Annotated in this window: 26 protein-coding genes, 2 pseudogenes and 2 riboswitches; of the genes and pseudogenes, 20 read left to right on the top strand and 8 right to left on the bottom strand. The window is 38.0% G+C overall.

Annotated elements, in window-relative coordinates:
• Positions 1 to 58: 58 nt before the first annotated feature.
• The 11 genes from comGA (at position 59) to IC621_RS01175 (ending at position 5674) form a co-directional block, all read left to right on the top strand.
• Positions 59 to 1126 carry a competence type IV pilus ATPase ComGA gene (gene comGA / locus IC621_RS01225; RefSeq protein ID WP_191154904.1) on the top strand — a complete coding sequence of 356 codons (1068 nt, stop codon included), beginning with the start codon at positions 59 to 61 and terminating at the stop codon, positions 1124 to 1126.
• A complete protein-coding gene (comGB, locus tag IC621_RS01220) occupies positions 1116 to 2150 on the top strand; it encodes a competence type IV pilus assembly protein ComGB (protein WP_191154902.1) in 1035 nt (344 codons plus the stop codon). Before comGA ends, comGB begins: the two co-directional genes overlap by 11 nt.
• Before the next feature lie 111 nt (positions 2151 to 2261).
• Positions 2262 to 2561, top strand: coding sequence for a competence type IV pilus major pilin ComGC (gene comGC, locus IC621_RS01215; RefSeq protein ID WP_191154900.1), 300 nt, complete (start codon positions 2262 to 2264; stop codon positions 2559 to 2561).
• Positions 2551 to 2991 carry a competence type IV pilus minor pilin ComGD gene (gene comGD / locus IC621_RS01210; protein ID WP_191154899.1) on the top strand — a complete coding sequence of 147 codons (441 nt, stop codon included), beginning with the start codon at positions 2551 to 2553 and terminating at the stop codon, positions 2989 to 2991. The genes comGC and comGD overlap by 11 nt, the downstream gene beginning before the upstream one ends.
• Positions 2975 to 3283, top strand: a complete 309-nt coding sequence (gene comGE / locus IC621_RS01205; protein ID WP_191154898.1) for a competence type IV pilus minor pilin ComGE — start codon at positions 2975 to 2977, stop codon at positions 3281 to 3283. Before comGD ends, comGE begins: the two co-directional genes overlap by 17 nt.
• Positions 3284 to 3296: 13 nt before the next feature.
• Positions 3297 to 3719 (top strand): ComGF family competence protein, encoded by a 423-nt coding sequence (locus IC621_RS01200; protein WP_191154896.1) that lies wholly within the window; start codon positions 3297 to 3299, stop codon positions 3717 to 3719.
• Positions 3712 to 4083 (top strand): competence type IV pilus minor pilin ComGG, encoded by a 372-nt coding sequence (comGG, locus tag IC621_RS01195; protein ID WP_191154894.1) that lies wholly within the window; start codon positions 3712 to 3714, stop codon positions 4081 to 4083. Before IC621_RS01200 ends, comGG begins: the two co-directional genes overlap by 8 nt.
• Before the next feature lie 45 nt (positions 4084 to 4128).
• Positions 4129 to 4620, top strand: a complete 492-nt coding sequence (locus IC621_RS01190) for a shikimate kinase (RefSeq protein WP_191154892.1) — start codon at positions 4129 to 4131, stop codon at positions 4618 to 4620.
• Between the two features lie 50 nt (positions 4621 to 4670).
• Positions 4671 to 4850, top strand: coding sequence for a YqzE family protein (locus IC621_RS01185; protein ID WP_191154890.1), 180 nt, complete (start codon positions 4671 to 4673; stop codon positions 4848 to 4850).
• A 150-nt stretch (positions 4851 to 5000) separates the two neighbouring features.
• Positions 5001 to 5207, top strand: coding sequence for a helix-turn-helix transcriptional regulator (locus IC621_RS01180; RefSeq protein WP_191155068.1), 207 nt, complete (start codon positions 5001 to 5003; stop codon positions 5205 to 5207).
• Entirely contained in the window at positions 5204 to 5674 is a 471-nt protein-coding gene (locus tag IC621_RS01175; RefSeq protein WP_191154888.1) for a hypothetical protein, read from the top strand. The genes IC621_RS01180 and IC621_RS01175 overlap by 4 nt, the downstream gene beginning before the upstream one ends.
• A gap of 794 nt (positions 5675 to 6468) precedes the next feature.
• Here IC621_RS01175 and IC621_RS01170 read toward each other — a convergent pair.
• Positions 6469 to 6786 carry a DUF3889 domain-containing protein gene (locus IC621_RS01170; RefSeq protein WP_191154886.1) on the bottom strand — a complete coding sequence of 106 codons (318 nt, stop codon included), beginning with the start codon at positions 6784 to 6786 and terminating at the stop codon, positions 6469 to 6471.
• Positions 6787 to 7132: 346 nt separating this feature from the next.
• Complete coding sequence (locus IC621_RS26270) at positions 7133 to 7270, bottom strand: anti-repressor SinI family protein (RefSeq protein WP_318152991.1); 138 nt, start codon at positions 7268 to 7270, stop codon at positions 7133 to 7135.
• 386 nt (positions 7271 to 7656) lie between these two features.
• Between IC621_RS26270 and IC621_RS01160 the strand changes: the two genes are divergently transcribed.
• Positions 7657 to 7872, top strand: a complete 216-nt coding sequence (locus IC621_RS01160; RefSeq protein WP_191154884.1) for a hypothetical protein — start codon at positions 7657 to 7659, stop codon at positions 7870 to 7872.
• 41 nt (positions 7873 to 7913) lie between these two features.
• On the opposite strand, the gene IC621_RS01155 is transcribed toward IC621_RS01160, so the two are convergent.
• The 4 genes from IC621_RS01155 to IC621_RS01140 all read right to left on the bottom strand — a co-directional run bounded on the left by IC621_RS01155 (position 7914) and on the right by IC621_RS01140 (position 11314).
• Entirely contained in the window at positions 7914 to 8249 is a 336-nt protein-coding gene (locus IC621_RS01155) for a helix-turn-helix domain-containing protein (RefSeq protein ID WP_191154882.1), read from the bottom strand.
• A 96-nt stretch (positions 8250 to 8345) separates the two neighbouring features.
• A complete protein-coding gene (locus IC621_RS01150; RefSeq protein WP_191154880.1) occupies positions 8346 to 8483 on the bottom strand; it encodes an anti-repressor SinI family protein in 138 nt (45 codons plus the stop codon).
• 30 nt (positions 8484 to 8513) lie between these two features.
• Positions 8514 to 8604, bottom strand: a riboswitch (cyclic di-GMP riboswitch).
• Between the two features lie 229 nt (positions 8605 to 8833).
• Entirely contained in the window at positions 8834 to 9625 is a 792-nt protein-coding gene (locus tag IC621_RS01145) for a YqhG family protein (protein WP_191154878.1), read from the bottom strand.
• A 12-nt stretch (positions 9626 to 9637) separates the two neighbouring features.
• Positions 9638 to 11314, bottom strand: coding sequence for a DEAD/DEAH box helicase (locus IC621_RS01140; protein WP_191154876.1), 1677 nt, complete (start codon positions 11312 to 11314; stop codon positions 9638 to 9640).
• Between the two features lie 283 nt (positions 11315 to 11597).
• Positions 11598 to 11701, top strand: a riboswitch (glycine riboswitch).
• Between the two features lie 682 nt (positions 11702 to 12383).
• On the opposite strand from IC621_RS01140, the gene gcvT reads away from it, so the two are divergent.
• The 3 genes from gcvT to gcvPB are packed head-to-tail and all read left to right on the top strand — an operon-like array spanning position 12384 to position 16314.
• A complete protein-coding gene (gene gcvT / locus IC621_RS01135; RefSeq protein ID WP_191154874.1) occupies positions 12384 to 13487 on the top strand; it encodes a glycine cleavage system aminomethyltransferase GcvT in 1104 nt (367 codons plus the stop codon).
• 27 nt (positions 13488 to 13514) lie between these two features.
• On the top strand, positions 13515 to 14861 hold the full coding sequence (gcvPA, locus tag IC621_RS01130; RefSeq protein ID WP_191154872.1) for an aminomethyl-transferring glycine dehydrogenase subunit GcvPA: 1347 nt from the start codon (positions 13515 to 13517) through the stop codon (positions 14859 to 14861).
• The gene (gcvPB, locus tag IC621_RS01125) at positions 14854 to 16314 is read left to right on the top strand and encodes an aminomethyl-transferring glycine dehydrogenase subunit GcvPB (protein ID WP_191154870.1); all 1461 of its coding nucleotides are present in this window, start codon (positions 14854 to 14856) and stop codon (positions 16312 to 16314) included. The genes gcvPA and gcvPB overlap by 8 nt, the downstream gene beginning before the upstream one ends.
• Positions 16315 to 16588: 274 nt before the next feature.
• Here the strand turns inward: gcvPB and IC621_RS01120 are convergent, their stop codons facing one another.
• Entirely contained in the window at positions 16589 to 16960 is a 372-nt protein-coding gene (locus IC621_RS01120; protein WP_396652958.1) for a rhodanese-like domain-containing protein, read from the bottom strand.
• Positions 16961 to 17158: 198 nt separating this feature from the next.
• Here IC621_RS01120 and IC621_RS01115 point away from each other — a divergent pair, with 198 nt between their 5' ends.
• The 5 genes and pseudogenes from IC621_RS01115 to IC621_RS01095 all read left to right on the top strand — a co-directional run bounded on the left by IC621_RS01115 (position 17159) and on the right by IC621_RS01095 (position 23185).
• Positions 17159 to 17995, top strand: a complete 837-nt coding sequence (locus tag IC621_RS01115) for a lipoate--protein ligase family protein (RefSeq protein ID WP_191154868.1) — start codon at positions 17159 to 17161, stop codon at positions 17993 to 17995.
• 448 nt (positions 17996 to 18443) lie between these two features.
• A pseudogene (locus IC621_RS01110) lies at positions 18444 to 19238 on the top strand (ribonucleotide reductase N-terminal alpha domain-containing protein); the annotation flags it as partial.
• Between the two features lie 331 nt (positions 19239 to 19569).
• Positions 19570 to 21345: pseudogene (locus IC621_RS01105) on the top strand (vitamin B12-dependent ribonucleotide reductase); the annotation flags it as partial.
• A 207-nt stretch (positions 21346 to 21552) separates the two neighbouring features.
• On the top strand, positions 21553 to 21984 hold the full coding sequence (gene mntR / locus IC621_RS01100) for a transcriptional regulator MntR (protein WP_191154866.1): 432 nt from the start codon (positions 21553 to 21555) through the stop codon (positions 21982 to 21984).
• 322 nt (positions 21985 to 22306) lie between these two features.
• The gene (locus IC621_RS01095) at positions 22307 to 23185 is read left to right on the top strand and encodes a patatin-like phospholipase family protein (protein ID WP_191154864.1); all 879 of its coding nucleotides are present in this window, start codon (positions 22307 to 22309) and stop codon (positions 23183 to 23185) included.
• Here the strand turns inward: IC621_RS01095 and IC621_RS01090 are convergent.
• Complete coding sequence (locus tag IC621_RS01090; protein WP_191154862.1) at positions 23182 to 23559, bottom strand: SA1362 family protein; 378 nt, start codon at positions 23557 to 23559, stop codon at positions 23182 to 23184. The genes IC621_RS01095 and IC621_RS01090 overlap by 4 nt on opposite strands.
• Positions 23560 to 23569 lie beyond the last annotated feature (10 nt).

The following is a 23569-nucleotide window of genomic DNA, read 5'->3' as shown; positions in this document are numbered from 1 at the left end:
ATTTAATAATGGGCTTACAATAAGGCTGTATTGATTTTGCAAGGAGTTGATTAATGAAGTGCAGCCGATTGAATTGTTAAGTGAACGATTAGTTGAGGAAGCATACTTTTTGCAGGCTTCAGATATTCACATTATCCCGCAGGCAAATCATGCTCATATTCATTATCGGATTGATCATGCCATAAGAGAAAGCAGGAAAATTAACAAACAAGTTTCCCAACGTTTAATATCTCATTTTAAGTTTCTGGCTTCAATGGATATTGGCGAGAGAAGGAAACCTCAGAATGGTGTTCTATCAGTCTCTACACAGAAATTAAATGTTCACCTCCGCTTATCAACATTGCCCACTGTTTACGAAGAAAGCTTGGTCATTAGAATTCTGCCCCAAGAAAAGGTTCCCTCGTTTCAGTACCTGTCTCTCTTTCCCTCAACAAGCAAAAAGATCTTATCCCTGCTAAACCACTCTCATGGGCTAATTATTTTCACCGGGCCAACTGGATCAGGTAAAACGACTACCTTATACTCACTCTTGCAATATGCCAAAAAACATTTTCACAGGAACATTATCACTTTAGAAGACCCTGTCGAATCTAAAAATGAAGATGTGCTTCAAGTTCAGGTAAATGAAAAGGCGGGTATCACCTATTCAACAGGGTTAAAAGCTATACTAAGGCACGACCCAGATATTATTATGGTGGGAGAGATTAGGGATTCTGAAACCGCTCAGATTGCCGTTCGTGCAGCACTTACCGGTCATCTTGTTCTGTCTTCTATGCATACTAGGGACGCAATTGGTGCGGTCCACAGATTGCTTGAATTTGATGTTCGTCTATCTGAAATTGAACAAACATTACTTGCTTTGGCTGCCCAAAGATTGGTGGACCTGGCCTGTCCGTTTTGTATTGGCGAATGTTCTCCTTATTGTAAGAAAATGAGGAAAAACCGCAAAGTAAGTGTGTATGAACTCCTTTATGGCAAAAACTTATCAAATGTATTAAAGAAGGTAAGAGGGGATGAGGGTGAATTTCACTACCCTCTATTAAAGGATGTCATTCGAAAGGGAATCGCACTCGGTTATTTGAACCCTGCTATTTATCATAAATGGGTGATACACCATGGAGATTAGACGGACCTGGCTACTTAAGGATCAAGCAAATTTACTGCAGCAGCTCAGTTCCCTGTTAAGCAAAGGTTATACCTTAAATGAAGCCTTACAATTTGTTATGATGCATCTGTCTAAACAAAAGAAGGAAGAAATTGAACGTTGCTTACAGCAATTAAAGCAGGGAATCCCTTTTCAAGAAACTTTGCAGCAATTAAAATTTCATAAGGATGTGCTTGCTATTCTCCTATTTTCGGAGGAACATGGCGATCTTTGTTATGCTTTAAATGAAAGCAGTAAGCTTTTGGATCAAAGACTTTCCCATCTTGAAAAAATAACAAAGGTTATCCGCTACCCTCTCTTTTTGCTTTTCTCTGTCTCAATCATGATCTATATCATTCAAGGTGTAATCGGTCCTCAATTTCAGTCGATGTATCAAAGCATGAACATAAGTCCCTCTTTTTTTACGAGTCTTCTTTTGTATATGTTTGAAGGCATTAAGTGGGCTTTCTATCTTTTTTTAGGAGTCATCGTTCTCTTGTTAGTGTTTTATTTTCTGGTTTTTCGCAAAAAATCCCCCCATGAAAAAATGTCTTATTATGTTCGAATTCCACTAATAAATCATTTTATCCGCTTATTCAACAGCTATTTTTTTTCAGCCCAACTAAGCAGCCTTTTAAGGGCGGGTGTTTCAGTATTTGATAGTTTTCAAATCTTTAAAGACCAGCACTATATGCCCTTTTACAAGGAAGAAGGAATTAGAGTTATTGAAGGACTTACTAGAGGAGAGATGCTTGAATCTTTATTTTTAAAAAGCAATTTTTATGACGATAAAATCGTTCAAGTCATTGCATACGGTCAAGCAAACAGTCAGTTGTCCCGAGAACTATATACGTACAGTCAATTTCTGTTAGATCAGCTTGAAAGAAAAGTGGAGAAATGGACAACGGTCATCCAGCCGGCAATCTATCTATTCGTAGGCATCGTGGTACTCATTGTCTACCTGTCTATTTTGATGCCAATGTATCAAATGATGAATCAAATTTAGAGCTAAACACTATTAAATTATCAAAGAACAAATAAAAGAGTACCCCCATGATTTTAGATATTATGTTAACTAAAATATGGGCTACTCTTAATATACAAGGAGGAAGTTTAAATGAATAATGAAAAAGGGTTTACACTGATTGAAATGTTGATTGTTCTATTTGTCATTTCGATTCTTTTACTAATTACCATACCTAATGTGACTAAACATCATGCAAATATTCAAGAAAAGGGCTGTGATGGACTGGTAAATATGATTCAAGGCCAAGCTGAAGCTTTTAGAATGAATGAAGATAAAGAGCCTACCTTGGCAGAGATGCAAACGGAAGATTATATAAAGGAGTCAGCCCCTAAATGTCCTAACGGAAAAGCAATTACAATAACCAATGGAGTTGTAGGAATTGCTCCATAATCAAAAGGGATTTACCTTAATTGAAAGCATTGTTGTTCTATCCATTGTTTCTATTCTATCAGCAATCGGATGGGCAGCTTTTCAACCCATGTATGAAAAGAAAGCAGTTGAGCACTTTTTTGAACAAATGGAGGAGGATATTTTGTATGCACAGCATTATTCATTGGTTCATAAAGTGCCGACAGTCCTCTCATTTTCAAATCATGCTTATCAGGCGGTTAGTTATGGAAAAGCTGGGGCAAAGACAATTATCGAACGGTCGATTAAAAATGGATTTACTTTTCAAAAGAGTACAATGGATCCTGAAATTCGCTTTACAGATCGTGGAACGGTATCAAAAAGTGGGACATTCCTAGTTTCTTATCAAGGGAAAACATACTCAATTATTGTTTATTTGGGGAGCGGACGTTTTAATGTTAAGGAACAATAGAGGAGCTTCCGTTGTAGAATCCCTACTTGCTTTCAGCATTTGGTCATTATTTGCACTATCGCTTATTCCCCAGCTCATTCTTTTATATGAAACAAGATCAAACATTAAAGAAGAGGCTGCCGCTTATAAGCTATTATTTGAAAATATAGCTTTGCAAAAGGAATTAAATTCGATAGAAAATCAAGGGATTACTTACCATTTTCAAACAATGGAGGGGAAGCCTTATCAGAAAAAGTGTATTTATTGGGAAAATAGTGAGAGAAAAGAAATTTGTGCAAATACTTTCGAATAATAAAGGCTATTCTTTGTTAAACTTACTTTTTTCATTATTTGTCACGTTTATGATTACCTCCTCTTTTACTATCATTCTCCCGTTAATTCTTATCAATCTAAACAACTCTTCAGATATTCATCCATTGGAGTGGAGCTTAGCAACCAAACAAATGAGCAAAGATATTTTTGAGGCGAAAGGTATATCTACGATATCCTACGCAGCCATTGTTAAGAACAAAAACAACCAGCAAATCCTCTTTCAACGAAGCGGAACATTTTTGCGGAGGAGTGTAGAAGCAGCAGGGAATGAATATGTTATTAAAAAGGTCAAGGATGTAAAATTCACAAAAATCCCGAAAGGATTAAAAATGGAAGTAACAAGTTTGTCTGGAAGGAAGCGGCAGGTTTCATTCCCAACCCTAGAAAGTTTTGAACGTGGAAAAATAGATGAATGAAAAAGGAAATATCTTTCCTACAACACTTCTTTTGATGCTTGTATCCCTTCTTTTTATTGCCCATATCTCCACAGTAGTGATGACGGAAATACAATTTCAAAAGGATGAAAAGGAATACTATATGCAGCATCTACTATTGCAGCTTGCCGTAAAGGAATCTTTAGCCAAAGCAAAGGAAAATTCAGGGGAGATGAAAAAAACTGTTAGACTGGATAACGGAGAGTTTAGCTATCAAATTAGTCCCCGATCTGATATAAATGTGATTTCTGTAAAAATTGATTATCAAACAACTAGTGGTCACCAAAACTCAGCTAGCTATGATTACGATTTATTAACTTCTTCGCTCATTAATTGGACACAGTAAAAAGAATTCATGATATGATAGGGGAAAAAAGTTGGAGTGTAACAAATGACTGCCATTTATTTAACAGGTTTTATGGGAGCGGGTAAAACAACAATTGGACAGGCGCTTTCTATCGCATTAGGATTGGATGTGGTTGATACAGATACCTATATCGAACAAAAGACTGGGAAGAAAATAAGAGATATTTTTGTTGAATCCGGCGAAAAGGCTTTTAGAGGAATGGAAACAGATGCTTTAAAAGAGCTTTCAGGCTATGAAGGAATTATCACAACCGGAGGCGGCATTGTCATAAAAGAAGAAAATCGAAAATTGATGCTAAAGGAAGGCACCGTCATTTTCTTATACTGTGAGCCAAGCGAAGTGATCAATAGGCTTAAGGAAGATAGGACACGCCCTTTAATACTAAATAAAACCGAATCTGACATCGCCAAGATGTTTCAGGAGCGTCTCCCTTTTTATAAAGAGAATACATTTGAAGTAAATACAACAAGTAAAACAGTCGAAAATATTGTTAATGAAATTCAATCCCGTTTATAAACAGAGTTGAAGGGCCACACTGTCTAGTAGAAAGGGAGGTGGCTTTTCGTATGTCTACTAATGATTATGTAAAATATTTAACACAACAAATCGTAAAATATCTGGATACACCACAGGAAGAAAAAAAACAGAGAAAAGAACGAAAAAAAATCGAGCGCAGTCCGATTGCTACCAGATGGTTTGGAATCATTCCGTTTGCTCTGCAATTGCTGATAAAAAAACGCAAATAGTTCATCACTTATCTCATCGGATGGGTGATTATTTTTTGGTCGATATGTTAAATGAACTTTACATTATGTTGAGTCTGTTTTACAATGTGAATAGTTGGATGTTAAGTTTACTTAACATGAATATAGTAGAATGCAGGTGTTGCCGTGCAAATAGTTAATCGTGTAAAGGAGCTAAGAGCCAGAAATGATTTGACCCAAGAAAAATTAGCGGCTGCAGTTGGGGTTACAAGGCAAACGATAGCCGCCCTCGAAAAGGGAGATTACATCCCATCATTATTGCTCGCATTAAAGATTTGTGAAACATTTCAACTGAAAATGGAAGACGTATTTTGGTTAGGGGAGGATGAAGGAAAATGAAAACTTTTAGTACTGTCTTATTCACCATTGTTTTATATGTGTTGTTTGCTTTGGCTTTAATTTCATTTTATGATGCCCAGTTACAATTCGCTGAGATTGTAAAAAATCCTGAGCCGCCTTGGTTTATATCTATAAACTTAATGCCTCTGACAGTATTTCTCTTAATTGGCGGACTCATCTCTTTTCTGTTTTTCAAACGGAGCAAGAGAAAACATAAAAAATTAGCTTCCATTATGATGATTCCTCCAGAATTTGAAGAACAGGACGAAAGGGAGATGATGATTACAGCAAAAGCTTGCCGGAATTCCTATATTACATTGTATATAGCGGTTCCAATAATTGCGGGTTTGATGTTGCTTTATCCATTCATTCAGGACAGGGCTCCGTATTATCCAATCATTGTAGTATTACTGATTCCCGTCGTACAAATCATGTCTTATTACTTCTCAATGAGAAAAAGTATATAAAAAAATAAAGCTGGTTAACTCGATATAACGGGTTTACTTTAGAGGTGCAAACATTGTAAAACACATAGGAAAACGCACTTGAATTCACAATATAATTCACAGTGCGTTTGGCGAATTTTCATCGCTTATCATTTCCTAATTCACATAGGAAATCATAGGGTATGAAATAATTATTGGAGAGTTTGTGAATTCTTTGTGATTTAGTACATGGATTATGTTGCGATGACAAAGATTGTTGGATTTAATTTTAATGGGTAACGTTCACGAGCACTTAGACTTCTTCAGGATTAGTGGGGCTGAGGAGACCCAACAGATGGAAGCCTCCCCACAACGCATCAAAATGAGGTTCACTTGGTTTTTTTGAAACATAAGAAGTCTTATCCTTAATAGAGGAACCAGTGATAGTTAAAATAAGCGGAGGTTTTCCGGTTAAACTGTAGAATAGAGCTCAGTTAGGTGTATATAAGCGGAGGTTTTCCGATTAAGCAAAGCAAATGTACCCATCTTCACGTTTTTCGAGTCAATAGTCGGAATCTTTCCGTCTATTTTGGCTATTTTCAGTGCTATTAGATAAATAAGAGAAATTTCTCCGCTTATTTATCAAACTCGCTTTAGCGGTTAATTAACTTGTACAACTTAAAAAAGTGAAAATTTAATAAAGGCTTAGAGATATTTGCATCTCTAAGCCCCTTTTTTATTGTGTTGTAAAATTTATGAGTTTTGCTATGTGATTAGGTTTGTGATTTGCCGTTTTGCACCTCACAAGTAAACCCGTTATAACTCGATAGCCAGCTTTATTCTTCCAGAATTTGTACACTTTTAATTTTTTCTGTTTCAGGATGATAGGAAATAGTCACATACACACCAAAGTCTTTATTTCCTTCTCTTAATGTAAGCTTATATTGTTTAACAGTCATGTTTTTCCTTGTTTTATCCCATATTTTTTGAGTGAAAAGGACTTGCGCCAATGGGTAACGCTTCTTTGTTTCCTTCATGGCTATTGATTTCCAATCCGTTTGTTTCACATAATATTCCTCAGCAAATGAAGCATTTCCCAGTGGAGAAACGGATAAGAGGATAAGGGTTGTTGCAATCAGAATTTTTTTCATCATAGATCACCGCCTTATTCCTACTATTTACCATGTATTGTTTCTTTATTCATTACTATTAAAAGGATAGGTATAGGCAACAGATGATAAAGGCTTTCAACTTTATTTTTCGATGTTATATATTCCGTATAATCAAATATGGTGATCCATAATTCAAAGATGGATATAAACAGGAAGTTCCCATCATTTTTTGGAGATTCAAAGAAGTTTCAATTAGATAATGGTTTTCTTAAGGTCATTCCAAATCTTTTAGATTCTTAGGATTTTCAGAAGGTACTGCTTATGAGCTACAGAATAATGAAGGTATCTTCTCATCTCAAAGCTAGCCTGCTCAGATTGCAGGCTGGTTTTATTTATGGAGGGGAGATTTATGTTCTAAAAATGATTGGATTTCTTCAATCGTTAAACCAATTCTTTGTGCCTCGATAATTAACTGGAGCCATTCATCATCTAATATCTCCACATTCACTAACTCTGCCTGTTTCACAACCCTGCCTCCTGTAAAGTACAAATTTAATAAGGTCTGTATTGTGGGACCTTTCAATCTACTAATTATCATATGTTCATTATATAAAACAATTCGTTCTTAATAAAATGATAATATAGTAAGAAAAATCGAGTAAAACGAAGAAAACTGTCTTTAGTTGTTCTCTAAAACGAAATAAACATAAATTTCCGTATTTTTCAAATTTTTTATAATAGTGGTGGTAATGGAAGTAAGCTAATAAATGTTTATCGATGGAAAATATTATGTATGTAGTCATTCCTAATACTTTTGTTCTTTATAAAGAATTATAGCGTTTGAATAAATTCATCTCACTACAATCATCTTATGCCGTAGCTAATGGATTTATATCTGAAAGGAGCAATAACATGTACAAAAAGCTCTGTACACGGTGTTACAAGGCTTCCTTTAGCAGTACAGCTGACCGGCTTTGGAAGCGCCCGATTTGTCAGCAGGATTTAACAAAAGCAAAATCTGTTACGGCTGGCAATAAATTGAGCCTTTCGATTCAATATAAAAAATATCAGCAAAAATTCAATAAATCTAGCTTGTTTAAAGACTCTACTTTTTCATACTATGTATAATGATTAAATAAAGCGCTTAGATGATGATCCATCCAAACGCTTTATTTCTTTTCCTGATTCATTTTCCATTTATTAAATTCCAGAAACTCTTTGAACTGGTCTTTTGTGACCCCGGATTTCATTGCTTCCCGCACAAGTGAGGACCATTCGTTATCAAGTTCTCTACCATATATAGTTTCATCTTCTTCATTTAATAGGGTGTTAACTGTTACACCGAGAACGTTTGAGATTTTTTCCAAAAACAGAACAGAAGGATTTGACTGTAAATTTCGTTCAATAGAGCTTAAATATGATTTTGCGACTCCTGCTTTTTCTGCTAGTTCGGATAGTGATAGTCTTTTTTGTTTACGGTATTTTCGAATACGTTCGCCAATCATATGTGATCACCTTCCAGTTGCTATTGTTCTTTATTATAGCATAAGTTGAAGGGAGTGTTTGATATGTAGAACGATTTTTTTGTAATTTGATTGAAGTCAATTAAAAGAAACATTAGGATGATTTCTTAAATAATATCGTATTTCTTCTGGACTTATGCCCATTTCAAGTGCAGAGAGTATCAGCTCCTTCCATTCTTGATCTAATACAGCTGTTTCGATTTCTTTTACCCCCATGTTTACCCTCCCAAAATACCACAGTGTATTCTAGGCGACCCGGCCATCATGGCTCGTGATCAGAACCTTAGACCCGTGACTTTGCGATCCTATTTTTCAGGTAGGTTTGCCTTTATCTGAACAAGCGGACTTTATTCCGACAAAATAGGACAAATCTTTAGTCCCTAATGTATGTAATTCTTATGTACTATTAGTATAAAAGGGAATAAATAGAAAGAGTGCTGAAATCTGTCGATTAACTCAAAAGTTAATTTTTTTTGCCATCTTTATTTTTTCTATGTAAACAAAGAGGATTTTCCTATTTAAAAAACGAAAATCAGTTTTTATTCCCAATTTTCGTTCGACATTTTTTAAAACATGGATTTTTTAGTCAAATAAAATATCCCACCGTTGTGAATGGTTACCGAAACTTTTGGTTCGTATAGGTCTTTTAGTGCTTCTTTTTCTAAATAATAGATTTCAGGTTTCTCTTCTAAATCTTCATAAAAATGGCTAAGAAGCATTAAGTCAGCATTCATACGCTGTCTGGCATCACCTGCCCATTCATGATCATCTTGCTCAATGTGGGACTGAATATACTGCTTTATTCTTGTTAATCCGCTTTGCGGTTTGATGATGGGGGAGATTGTAAAACACATATCTGGAATTTTCGGAGTCAACTCCATCTTCTCTAATTGTTCTTGAAAGTTTTCTACAATGGCTCCGCTAATTAAATGCAATCCGATTGAATAAATCATGTCTTTTTTCATATCGCATTGATAGGATACGGTAACATTTACGCCCAGCCATGGATGTAAAGGCGTATTTTCCTGTGGTCGAGAGTTTTCATATAGACGGATGTAGCTTCCGAGCTGCTGGGTTGAGCGAAAAATCTGGTGCAAACGTGGTGCGCCGAAATGCATGTGCTCACCCTTTAAATCTGATGATACATAGGATTTATTCGTAATAAAAGTAAGCTGCATTGGATTTGGAACTCCGCCAGTCTTCTCAAGATAATGCCAGTAGAAAGGCCTGTTCATTAATTCCTTGTCCATTTCAATTGTAAGCTGTACTTTCATATGTCCTAAGCTTTTCTCTAAAATATCACAGGAATTTGCTGTGAAAAAACGTTCTAAATAGTTAGCGATTTGCTGTTGCTGCATTTTATTACCCTCCTAGGCATCTGAACTTGCTTGTTTTGTTTCGTCCATTTGTTCCCCGTAGGAAATAAGAGAAGTAAGGTTCTCCATTTTAATCTTCATCTCACCATCACTTGACGAGTTAAATAAAATGTCTTGAAGATGCTCTTCGAAATTATTAACTTCAAGCTTTGTTAAAATCTCATCCAGTTCGCCAATGACTTTTTCAAACAGGTTAATTTTCTCGTAAAGCAGCTTTAAAATGTGCTCCTCTACAGTCCCTTTGGTGGCCATGTTATATATATGAACATCTCGTTCTTGCCCAAGACGATGGATACGTCCAATCCGTTGTTCAAGTCTCATTGGATTCCACGGTAAATCATAATTGATGATATGGTTGCAAAACTGCAGGTTAATCCCTTCGCCGCCTGCCTCGGTAGCAATTAACACTTGTGCACGATTTTTAAATAAATCTTTCATCCAATCCTTTTTTCCGCGTTTGAAGCCTCCGCGAAATGGAACAGAGGAAATACCGTGCTGCTGTAGATACCACTGCAGGTAAAACTGTGTTGCCCGGTACTCCGTAAAAATAATAACTTTATCATCAATTTTTTGAATCAGCTCAACCGTCTTAATCGCTTTTGTATTTTGGGTGACTTCATCAATCGCTTGCATCAACTCTTGAATAATATGATCAGGAAGTGAAGAGTCAGCCGCCTCCTCTGGGCGTTCAACCATTTTTTTAAGTGTCATATAAACCGCTTCTCGGCTGCTGCAGGCTTCCCTTTGCAACGTCATAATTGCAAACATGCTCGGGGCTAATGGCCTGATGCTGGATATCGCATCGTACAGATTTTGTTCAGTCGGAGAGAAAGTAATCGGTACTGTCTCGACATGCCGTTTTGTCCATTCAATCCCCGTATCCCCGCGGCGGTTTCGAATCATGACTTTGTTAATCAGGTCTCTTAAATGCTCATGGTGCTCAAGTGAACGTTTTTTAGCTGAAAAAACCTCTGTAAAATAGGCTTCGTTTCCGAGGTGGCCCGGTTTTAGCAAAGAGACGAGGTTGAAAATTTCTTCAATGCGATTTTGGATCGGTGTGGCGGTTAACAGTAAGCAATATTTCTTTTTCAACTTTTGGACGAATTCATAGTTTTTCGTTTTATTATTTTTCAGTTTGTGAGCCTCATCAATAATGACAAGGTCATAGTTTAAATCTAGAATAATGTCGCGGTGAGGACTTCGCTTTGCCGTATCAATTGAAGAAACCACGACATCACATTGTTCCCACACATAGCTTTTTTTCTGTTCAATTGCAGGAATATGGAATTTTTCATTTAATTCTCGAGCCCATTGAGAAACAAGTGAGGCAGGAACAAGGATCAACACTTTTTTAACTAGATTCCTTATCATATATTCCTTTAAAATAAGACCCGCTTCAATCGTTTTCCCTAGACCTACTTCATCGGCAAGAATGGCCTTTCCGTTCATCGCCTCAACTACTTGTCTAGCAACTTCAAGCTGATGAGGAAGGGGGGTAAAGTTTGTCAAGTGCATTGGTGCCTGAAGTCCTTCAAACGTTGGAATTGCAGTGTTTTTTTGCACTTGATAGGCAAGCTTGTAGAGCTCCCAGTTGGCCCATGGACCATCTTGGTCTAGTTTTTCAAAGAAACCTTCTTCCCAGCTAGGGTCAAAATGGATTGGTACATTCATAGGATTGACAGCCCTTTCGTTTACTTTGTTGTTTTTTCTAATCGTTCACTTTTTAGCTTCTGAAAATGAAAAATATCTATAGTTGACATAGTGATCAAGTAAAAACCGAACATTCATATCGAAAAAAAGTTAATTATTTGTGTATTTTCTCATTGCGGAAATGAATGTGTTAATGGTAGGATGTTTATAAGTAAGAGTGTTAGAGAAAGCCTAACAAATTTGCTGTTTTACGAAATGTCATATTTTTAAGTAGTATGTCCTTTTTAAAAAAGAATATGTGCGAATGAGAACAAGGGGAGAGACTACAAGTTTATCGTCCAAAAGCTTTGTAGCGCCGAAGGAGCAAACAGAAGTGAATCTCTCAGGCAAAAAGACTCTTGTTTGACGCAACTCTGGAGAGAGTTTGACTTAAATGTTATTTAATGGCTCATTTCAAAAAAATTGTTGCTAATGATATAAAAAGAGATTGGATCAAGCAGCCTGTGACTCACAGTTTGCTTCAAGTCTCAACTCACCTCAAGGAGAGACATAGGTCTCGCAAGGGTGATGGATGTTCAATTGCAACAAAGTTTTTGAAAACAGCCTTTAATGTTATTCAGGTACAAACCACCCACGAGGAAAATCTTGTGATTAGCATAAGATAAACTTTCAGGTGCCAGGACAGAGACTTCACTAGGAAACTAGGGGAGGGCTCTGTCCTTTTTTGTGGTTACAAAAAGTTTCAGTAGAGTAAAGTATTAACGCATGATAGTTAGTTATCATTGTCCAATGCAGGCGCACAGGACGTCATTGCAGGCCAGGCGCCATTGGCTCTTAGGTCATAAGCCAATCCGTCAAAAAGGTTAAAGAACAACTTTCTGCCGGCTCGCTCGAATGCTTGTCTCCGAAGGACTAGGGCCCCTGAGCTTTTCGTTCTAGTTACAAAAGATTAAAAAGTTTGTATATCAAGTGACTGTTGATGTCATGCTGAGAGCGAGACATATGGCAATCTGTCAAAAAGATGAATGAACAACTATCAGCTCGCTAGTCAATGCTTTTCTAATTTCCCAATTTGTTTGGAGGTAGATCAATGAGTGAATTAAAAAGAACCCCTTTATTTGATGTGTATAAAGACTTTGGAGCAAAAACAATTGATTTTGGCGGATGGGATTTACCGGTTCAGTTTTCTTCTATTAAAGATGAGCATGAAGCAGTTCGGACAAGAGCGGGACTTTTTGATGTTTCCCATATGGGAGAGGTAGAAGTCAAAGGCACAGAAAGTCTGCATTATTTACAAAAAATGATGACGAATGATATTTCGAAATTAAAAGACGGCGGTGCACAATATACCGCGATGTGCTATGAAAACGGCGGAACAGTCGATGATCTATTAGTTTATAAAAAAGCGGACCATGATTATTTGTTAGTTATCAATGCTTCTAACATTGAAAAAGATGTGGACTGGTTACAGCAGCATGCAAGCGGCGATGTTAAAGTGAAGAATGTTTCGCCTGAAATCGCCCAGCTCGCTCTCCAAGGTCCTCTAGCTGAGAAAGTGTTACAAACCTTAACCTCGACTGATTTGTCAGAAATTAAGTTTTTTAAATTTAAAGACAATGTTGACATTTTAGGTGTTCCAGTTCTCGTGTCAAGAACAGGCTATACAGGGGAAAATGGTTTTGAGCTTTATTGCTCATCAGATCAAGCGATAACTGTCTGGAATGGAATTTTAGAAGCAGGGACAGAGGATGGCGTATTGCCTTGCGGACTTGGAGCTCGCGATACATTGCGGTTTGAAGCGAACTTGCCGTTATATGGGCAAGAGCTATCTAAAGATATTACCCCGATTGAAGCAGGAATTGGTTTTGCCGTGAAGCCAGATAAAGACGTGGATTTCATTGGAAAAGATGTGCTAAAACAGCAGAAGGAAAACGGTCCGACCCGTAAAGTCGTTGGAATTGAAATGGTGGAAAAGGGAATTCCACGTCATGGGTATGAGGTTTATTTCAATGATAAGTTGGTTGGAGAAGTGACAACAGGCACACAGTCCCCAACTTTAAAGAAGAATGTAGGATTAGCTCTGCTGCCAAAAGAATTGACTGAGCTTGGCACAGAAGTTGATGTACAAGTTCGCAAAAAGAAAGTGAAGGCTGTTGTAACTGCAACTCCATTTTATAAACGACCGAAAAAATAAAACCACAACTAAGAGGGGGATAAAGCCATGAAGCATCGTTATTTACCGATGACAGACCAAGACAAGCAGGAAATGTTAAAAGCTATTGGTGTGGAGTCAATGGATGATCTATTTTCTGATATACCTGAAAGTGTTCGTTTTCAAGGTGAGTACAACATTAAAAAAGCGAAATCGGAAACTGAATTAACAAAGGAGCTTTCTCGATTAGCTGCAAAGAATAAAGATTTAAGACAATATGCATCTTTTTTAGGGGCAGGTGTTTATGACCACTATATGCCGGTAATAGTGGACCATGTTATTTCTCGTTCTGAATTTTACACAGCTTATACACCCTATCAGCCAGAAATTTCTCAAGGAGAGCTGCAGGCGATCTTTGAATTTCAAACGATGATATGTGAATTGACAGGAATGGATATTGCTAACTCTTCTATGTATGATGGCGGTACTTCTTTTGCAGAAGCTGCCATGCTGGCTGCAGGGCATACAAAAAAGAAAAAAATTCTAGTTTCAGGTGCTGTTCATCCGGAATCTCTTGATGTGTTAAAAACATATGCAAAAGGGCAATATATTGAAGTTGTTGAAATTCCAGTTAAAAATGGAGAGACAGATATAGAAGCTTTGAAGACGGAAATGAATGAAGATGTTGCGGCTGTCATGGTGCAATATCCAAATTTCTATGGTCAGGTCGAAAAGCTAAAAGAAATTGAGCCGATCGCCCATACTGGGAAAAGTTTATTTATTGTTTCCTCTAACCCGCTGGCTTTAGGGGTATTGACACCACCTGGAAAATTCGGTGCAGATATTGTTGTCGGAGATGCTCAAGTCTTTGGAATTCCTGCAGCGTTCGGCGGCCCGCACTGTGGCTATTTTTCAGTAACAAATAAACTTATGCGTAAAGTACCTGGGCGTCTTGTCGGTCAAACGACAGATGAAGAGGGAAAACGTGGATTTGTTTTAACGCTGCAAGCTCGTGAACAGCATATTCGCCGTGATAAAGCGACATCTAACATTTGTTCAAACCAGGCTTTAAATGCATTGGCTGCATCTGTTGCGATGACGGCTCTCGGAAAAAAAGGTGTAAAAGAGATCGCTTATCAAAACATCCAAAAAGCAAACTATGCTCGGAATGCTTTTAAGGCAGCAGGTATTGAAGTTCCATTTGAGGGACCTATCTTTAATGAATTTGTCATTAAGCTGAATAAGCCTGTTAAAGAAGTCAATTTACAGCTGCTTGAAAAAGGGCTGATAGGCGGTTATGACCTTGGTCAAAGTAACCCAACACTTGAAGATCACATGCTTGTTGCTGTAACAGAGCTTCGTACAAAAGAGGAAATTGACACACTTGTGAGAGAATTGGGGGATGGCCATGAGTAATCAAGATCAAGCATTAATCTTCGAATTAACGAAACCTGGACGTGTAGGATACAGCTTACCCGAAAATGATGTACCAGAGATTGCTTTAGAAGAGTTTTTGTCTTCTGATTATATTCGTATAGAGGAACCTGAATTACCAGAGGTTTCAGAGCTTGATATTATGCGTCACTATACAGCTTTATCAAAACGCAATCATGGTGTTGATTCAGGATTCTATCCATTAGGATCTTGTACAATGAAATATAATCCAAAAATCAATGAAAATATCGCACGAATCCCTGGGTTTGCCCATATTCACCCCCTCCAAGACGAAAGCACAGTTCAAGGTGCTATGGAATTGTTATATGATTTGCAGGAGCACTTAAAAGAAATAACAGGGATGGACGAAGTAACCCTTCAGCCTGCGGCAGGAGCCCATGGAGAATGGACAGGTCTGATGATGATTCGTGCTTTTCATGAAGCAAACGGAGATACGAATCGGACGAAAGTAATCGTTCCGGATTCTGCTCATGGAACAAATCCAGCATCAGCAACAGTAGCTGGCTTTGAAACTGTCACGGTTAAATCTGATGATCAAGGCTTAGTAGATTTAGATGATTTAAGAAAAGTGGTTGATGAAAATACTGCGGCTTTAATGTTGACAAACCCTAATACACTTGGACTTTTCGAAGAGCATATTTTGGAAATGGCTGAAATAGTTCATAGTGCAGGCGGAAAGCTATACTATGATGGTGCCAACTTAAATGCAGTATTAAGTAAAGCACGTCCTGGAGATATGGGCTTTGATGTTGTCCACTTAAATCTTCATAAAACCTTTACAGGTCCTCACGGCGGCGGTGGACCAGGCTCAGGTCCAGTAGGTGTTAAAGCAGATTTAATTTCATATTTACCGAAGCCGGTTTTAATGAAACGTGACGGAGAATATCAGTTTGATTATGACCGCCCGCAAGCGATTGGCCGAGTGAAGCCTTTCTACGGAAATTTCGGAATTAATGTGCGTGCTTATACGTATATTCGGACGATGGGCCCTGATGGATTAAAAGCTGTGACAGAATTTGCCGTATTAAATGCTAATTACATGATGCGCAGGCTGGCACCATACTTTGATTTGCCATTTGACAAGCATTGCAAGCATGAGTTTGTTCTATCTGGAAAGCGTCAAAAGAAATTAGGCGTTCGTACGTTAGATATTGCTAAAAGACTGTTGGACTTCGGCTATCATCCGCCAACAATCTACTTCCCCTTAAATGTTGAAGAGTGTATCATGATAGAGCCTACTGAAACAGAATCAAAAGAAACATTAGATGAATTCATTAATGCCATGATCCAAATTGCAAAAGAAGCAGAGGATAATCCTGAAATCGTTCAAGAAGCTCCGCATACAACTGTTCTTAAACGATTGGATGAAACAACAGCTGCCCGCAAACCGATCTTACGATACCAAAAAGGATAAGAGCAAAAGCTCACAGGGTGCCGGCATAGCAGACGCAGGACTGAACCGTATGAGATAAAGGATTAAGGCAAGTAATTGATAACTTCCTTAGCAATGATAAGGGTTCGCCAATTTTTCCGGCGAACCCTTTTTGTTAAAAATAGATCGTTGAGTGGTTATTCTGATTACAGCCTATGTCCAAGCTGGAGCGCGATGCTGAGGGTCTGCAGCAGGTCAAAATTTTATACCTTCTAACAAATTAAAAAACTGTTCCCATCCAGGAACAGTCAAAATGTTATTTTTTTGTCTTAATTTTTCCAGTCCACTGTTTGTAACCGCCTTTTAAGGTATATAAATCTTGAACACCTTTTTTGCGAAGAAGCTGAGCGGCTCTGCCGCTTCTTACAGTGTTTTGGCAATAAAGATAAACAGGCTTATCAGGTCGAATTTCTTTATGCCGCTGTTTCATTTGAGATAGGGGTATATTCCGGGCGCCTAAGATGTGACCGCCTTCATATTCGTTTGGCTCCCGAACATCAATTAATTGAGCCTTTCTATAGCCTGCCCTGAAATCATCTTCTGTTAAAGTTTTCATAATTCGGCGTTGATTAAAAAAATTGAACAGTGAATAAGCAATTATGGCCCCTAAAATAATGTAAAGCACAATAAATGTTGGTGACAATCTAATTCGACTCCTTCTAGATTTATATTGAAAGTTCAAGTGAACTTAGACAAATCGACAAAGATAATTATATAAAAGCTTTGTTAAAAAGTCATTAGCTAAGGACTCATTTATTTTCTATTTCTCAGACTTTTGATAGACTGAAATGTAGTGTGTAAAACGTTTAAAAAGAGGGTATGATCTATGACAATAGAAAAATGGAAGTACATCGATTCTGGAAATGCTTCTCCAGCTTACAATATGGCGCTTGATGAGGCCCTATTGGAATGGCATAGTGAAGGGAAGATACCGCCGACAATTCGGTTTTATGGTTGGAATCCAGCAACTCTTTCGATAGGATATTTTCAAAAAGCAGATAAAGAAATCAATATGGAAGCTGTGAAAAAATATGGGCTGGGCTTTGTCCGCAGACCAACTGGCGGACGCGGGGTCCTTCATGACAAAGAACTTACATACAGTGTGATCGTAAGTGAAGAGCACCCAGAAATGCCTCAAACGGTAACAGAAGCATATAGAGTTATTTCGGAAGGAATTCTCGAGGGATTTAGAAAATTAGGGTTGGATGCGTATTTTGCTGTTCCCCGTTCTGAAGAAGAAAAACAAGGTTTAAAGAACCCGCGTTCAGCTGTATGCTTTGATGCTCCATCATGGTATGAACTGGTTGTTGAGGGTAGAAAAGTAGCAGGCAGTGCACAAACACGCCAAAAAGGGGTCATCCTGCAGCATGGTTCTATCCTGCTCGATATTGATGAAAATATGCTGTTTGACCTCTTTAAATATCCGAGCGATCGTGTAAGGGAAAGAATGCAGAGAAACTTTAAAAACAAAGCAGTAGCGGTTAATGCCCTAAGAGCCGAACCGGTTTCGATGGAGGAAGCGAAAGCAGCCTTTAAAGAAGGTTTTGAAAAAGGGTTGAACATTGAGTTAGAGCCATATGAATTATCATCCGAAGAAAGACAACAGGTAGAAGATATAGCAATGGTTAAATATGCAACAGATGAATGGAATTATAAAAGATAAGCGAATGGAAAAGAACAAAATTGTAAAAGTAATAATTATAGAAGTTTAATTCGGGTATGAATTAGGCTTCTTTTTCGTGGTCTTTTATAAAACCCGTTTAAAAATAGCTGCTTTTTTGTATTGACAAACAAGAACATTTGTTCTATATTTAAAGAAAATTTTTTGTGCGAAATGTTTTCTGTGTCATATTCTCTAGGACTTTTGCAACTGACAAATTTCTTCATAAATCGTCTTTTCTCCCGATTTCCTTTCATTCTCTTATTGTTTCTCATACAATTAGTTACTTTTAAATTTGACAAAATAATAAAGAATGGACTCGATATCAATATATAGTATTACTTGCCAAAAACGAACTACTATATATAGTTGTATTTCGTTGATTTTACAACTCTAGTATGATAATCTTTTAAAAGTAATTAAAGATATAGAGCACTAAGGAGTTGTTACAATGAGTGTTGCGTTTTCGGAAAGGATGAAATGGGATATTGAGAAGCTTAATAAAGATATCTCAGTTTTCCCGCAGGTTCATCCAATTACTGAAGACATGAAGATTACCCATAAAGGGGTTTCACGTCTTGTTATGCTTGATCGCTATACCTTCAAGGATACGGAGAAAATTACTTTGTCTGTTGGCGATTTTGTCGTTTTAACTGTGAAAGAGGATCCGAAATTCCCAGCCAGGGGCCTTGGATATATTACAGAAATAAACTGGGAAGAGAAAACAGCAAAAGTACTAGTGGAAGAAGAGTATAAACATGCTTTGGATAAGCCCGAAGAAACAGAGAGCGGTATTGTCAAACGATCCCTGGATGTAATTGAAAAACCACTGGAGATCTATTATGAACAAATTGCCAAACGTAATGCAACAGGTTTAGCATCTGTTGAAACTACTAGAGAGAAACGGAAAGAATGGTTTGGAAAGTTTTACCAAGAACTTGTTAACCTAAACTTTATTCCAGCTGGACGTGTCTTATATGGTGCTGGCGCAGAAACCGATGTTACATACTTTAACTGCTATGTAATGCCATTTGTGCAGGACTCGCGAGAAGGAATTTCCGAGCACCGTAAACAAGTCATGGAAATTATGAGCCGTGGCGGAGGCGTCGGAACAAACGGTTCAACCCTTCGTCCTCGTAACACTTTGGCACGTGGTGTGAACGGAAAATCATCAGGATCTGTCTCCTGGTTAGATGATATAGCTAAATTGACCCATCTTGTTGAGCAGGGTGGTTCACGGCGCGGTATGGTCATTTAGAGTGCCCGTCGACATAAATCCCCGTGAATTGCTGGGAAGTCTTTAGATGGCTTATCTGCCAAAGCGGAGCTGGAAACAGCATACGTATGGTTTGAAAAACGGTGAGTAGACAAAGACAATCAGCAGCCAAGTTCCTAAGTTCTTCATTAGAATAAGGAAAAGGTTCAACGACCATCGAAACCACGTTTTTAAAACGGAAGGAAGTAGAGTAGGGATCAAGTGATTCCGAAGTGCGGGGGCACGGGTACCGTGTGAGATATGGTCTGAACTCTGTGGTGACATAGAGAGTTGATCTAACGAATCAACGTAACATTATTTGGCTCAAATGATTATGCTTGCTGATTGGCATCCTGATATCATCGAATTCATCATTTCTAAAATGCAAAATCCCCGTATCTTAAGATACTTAATTGAAAATACAGAAGATGAAACAATCCGTAAAATAGCAGAGGAAAAATTGAAATTCACACCGCTAACTCAGCAAGAAATTGAAATGTATCAAGGAATTGTCAACTATAAAAGCATTCCAGGATCAGGTGGATTCAGCGGGAAAATTATTAAAGAAGCAGAATTAAAGCTAAAAATAGGTGGAACATATACCGTTCACAATGCTGAATTCTTAACTGGTGCTAATATTTCTGTCTGTTTGACAAAAGATTTTATGGAAGCTGTTGATCATAACTCAGAATACGAGCTTCGATTCCCAGACGTTGAAAGCTATGACGAAGAAAAAATGAAAATTTACAATGAACAATGGCATAAAGTTGGCGATGTTCGCGAATGGGAAGAGCTTGGCCATAAAGTCCGCACATACCGAAAGATCAAAGCAAAAGAGCTTTGGAACTTAATAAATATTTGTGCAACTTATTCAGCTGAACCTGGTATTTTCTTTATTGACAACGCAAATGACATGACAAACGCAAAAGCATATGGTCAAAAAGTAGTTGCAACCAATCCTTGCGGAGAGCAGCCGCTCGCACCGTACTCTGTCTGCAATTTAGCTGCAGTTAACCTGGCTGAAATGGCTGACAAAGAAACAAAGCAAGTAAACTTTGAGAAGTTAAAAAGAACTGTTGAAGTCGGAGTAAGAATGCAAGACAATGTTATTGACGCAACTCCATACTTCCTTGCGGAAAATAAAAAGCAAGCATTAGGTGAACGCCGTGTCGGTCTAGGTGTGATGGGTCTTCACGATCTGCTCATTTATTGTGAAACAGAATACGGGACAGAGAAAGGGAATGAGCTGGTCGATAAAGTTTTCGAAACAATCGCAACAACAGCATATAGAGCTTCGATCGAACTTGCAAAAGAAAAAGGAAGTTATCCTTTCCTAAATGGGGAGTCTGAAGAGGAAACAGCTCATCTACGGGAAGCCATGATACAGACAGGTTTTATGAAAAAAATGCCTGAAGATATACGTGATGGCATTAAAGAATATGGGATTCGTAACTCTCATTTATTGACGGTTGCTCCTACTGGTAGCACAGGAACCATGGTCGGAGTTTCAACAGGTCTTGAACCGTATTTTTCCTTTTCGTATTTTAGAAGCGGACGCTTAGGGAAGTTCATTGAAGTGAAAGCTGATATTGTGCAAGAATATCTTGATCGTAACCCAGATGCAGATCCTAACCAACTACCAAGCTGGTTTATATCCGCGATGGATTTAAGCCCAGAGGCACATGCTGATGTACAATGTGTTATTCAGCGCTGGATCGACAGCTCGATCAGCAAAACTGTAAATGCACCAAAAGGGTATACAGTAGATCAGGTTAAAAAAGTTTATGAACGGTTATACAAAGGGGGAGCAAAAGGCGGGACTGTCTATGTTGACGGAAGCCGGGACTCTCAGGTGCTTACCCTGAAAGCGGAAGAAAACACGTTTGATGAGGAAGCTGCTGTTGAAGAAGTATCCAGTCAAACGGAAAAAGGCAAAGTTGTCCTGGTAGATACAATCCGTGATCTTCGTTCTACAGACGTCACAATTGGAAATGAAGTAGGCAACACATGCCCTGTATGCCGTGAAGGGACAATTGAAGATATCGGCGGCTGTAATACATGTACAAGCTGCGGCGCACAATTGAAGTGCGGGCTTTAATATAACAGAGGAAGGGTTGGAGAAAAATGTCCAACCCTTTTCCTTATAGCATAATCTATTATGAATTTTTATTCTTGTGGTTATGAATATCCTTTTATCTTTGCAGGCTCACCCCTTTACATTGCTTGTTTTTTCAAAGAAACTATTGTACACTTGTAATGATTTCTCGGTAAAATTTATGATTGGCAAAGCATTGGAGGGGAACGCATGCCAACACCAAGCATGGAAGATTATATTGAACAAATATACATATTAATCGAAGATAAGGGCTATGCCAGGGTATCTGATATCGCTGAAGCATTGTCTGTCCATCCCTCCTCCGTTACAAAAATGGTTCAAAAGCTTGATAAAGACGAATACTTAGTTTATGAAAAATACAGAGGTCTCGTTTTAACAGCAAAAGGCAAAAAAATTGGTAAGAGACTTGTTTATCGCCATGAGCTTCTCGAACAATTTATGCGTATTATCGGAGTAGATGAAGATAAGATTTATAATGATGTCGAGGGTATTGAACATCACATTAGCTGGAATGCAATCGATAGAATAGGTGATCTTGTTCAATATTTTGAAGAAGAGGAACATCGTGTGAAAGCATTGCGTCTCGTACAAAAAGGAAATGAAGAGGAAAACATGGGCTGAAGCTCCCATGTTTTTTTAGATTCAGGTTAAAAAACATGAATGAAACGAATCCTTCGTTTTCCATCTCAAGCGTCTAACCGAAACTGAGCTGCACGTAAGTCAATCCTTCCCAAAAGGGAAAGCGGGATTTCAGGGAGACTTGTCATTAGTTCTCCTAATCCTTTTCAAGTTACCAAGAGCTATTCGTTCATTTACATACTAATTGACTCAAAATATGATCCATAGATTCTTCCTACATTAGAAACTTAAACTTGTCAAGGTCTAAAAAAATTGTCCCTAAACTACACTGTAGGGAAGAAGAGTGGCCGTGGGAGGGACCAGGATGTATATTGACGGGGTTTTTTCTGGTGGGGGAATTAAAGGGTTTGCTTTGGTTGGTGCCTATCAGTCTTTGGAAAGCAGCGGCTACCGATTTGTCCGTGTTGCAGGTACAAGTGCGGGTTCCATTATTTCATCTTTTATTGCAGCGGGGTATACCAGTACTGAAGTTCTGCATTTAATGGAAGAACTGGATTTGAAGCAGTTTCTTGATGAGAGGAGAACGATGATTCCCTTTAAGTTCATGAAATGGCTTTCGTTATACTGGCGGCTGGGGTTGTACAAAGGTAATAAATTGGAAGAATGGATCGATGAAAAGCTTCACTCCAAAGGGGTTTCAACGTTTGGCGATTTGCGAAGAGGAACTCTAAAAGTTATTGCTTCTGATTTAACGAATGGCAGGATGATTGTTTTGCCTGATGATTTACCATCATACGGCTTTATTCCAGAACAATTTTCTGTTGCAAAAGCCGTAAGAATGAGCTGCAGCTTGCCTTATTTTTTCGAACCGGTCAAACTGACCACCCCAGATGGAACAAGTATTGTTGTTGATGGTGGAGTATTGAGTAATTTCCCCATCTGGCTTTTTAAGGAAAAGAAATCTCTACGCCCCATCATTGGGGTGAAATTAAGTGCTAACGAAGAAGAACGGCCTAAAAATAAGATTCAAAATGCAATCGAAATGTATGGAGCGCTTTTTGAAACAATGAAGGATGCTCATGATTCTAGACATATTGCCTCGAGACATGAGCGGAATATTGTGTTTATCCCTGTAGATACAATTTTATCTACTGAATTTGAAATGACAGAACAAAAAAAACTAGCTCTTATTGAGCTAGGCAAAGCAAAAACAGAGGATTTTTTAAAAAGATGGGCGTTCTAAAAGGACGCTCTATTTTTCTTTTTTCCTTTTTTTCCTTCAATTACGGTCAAATGAGTTTGCCGTTTCTTCTTTATGGCCGATGATTTTTGAGTGCGTTTATGAGTTTGTATAGATTTTATCGGGGTAGGCGCTGCCTGAGTTCGCTTTTTCAATCGTTTTCGTGATTGTTTGGCTGCTTTTGCATAGGAAGAATAATCTTTTCCCATTCTTTTTTTCATCATATATCGGACGACTAAATAAATGATCACACCAACAGCTGCAATTACGGCCAGCATTCGCACAATTGAGCCGGGGTTAAATATTAATTGATAGCCAAAGCCAAATAAAGCAAAACCAATCAGGATGAGAACTAAAGGATGTAAACGACGTTTCATTCAAACACCT

Source organism: Metabacillus arenae (assembly GCF_014773385.1).
Lineage (GTDB): Bacteria > Bacillota > Bacilli > Bacillales > Bacillaceae > Metabacillus_D > Metabacillus_D arenae.
This window is presented reverse-complemented; position numbering and strand designations above follow the sequence as displayed.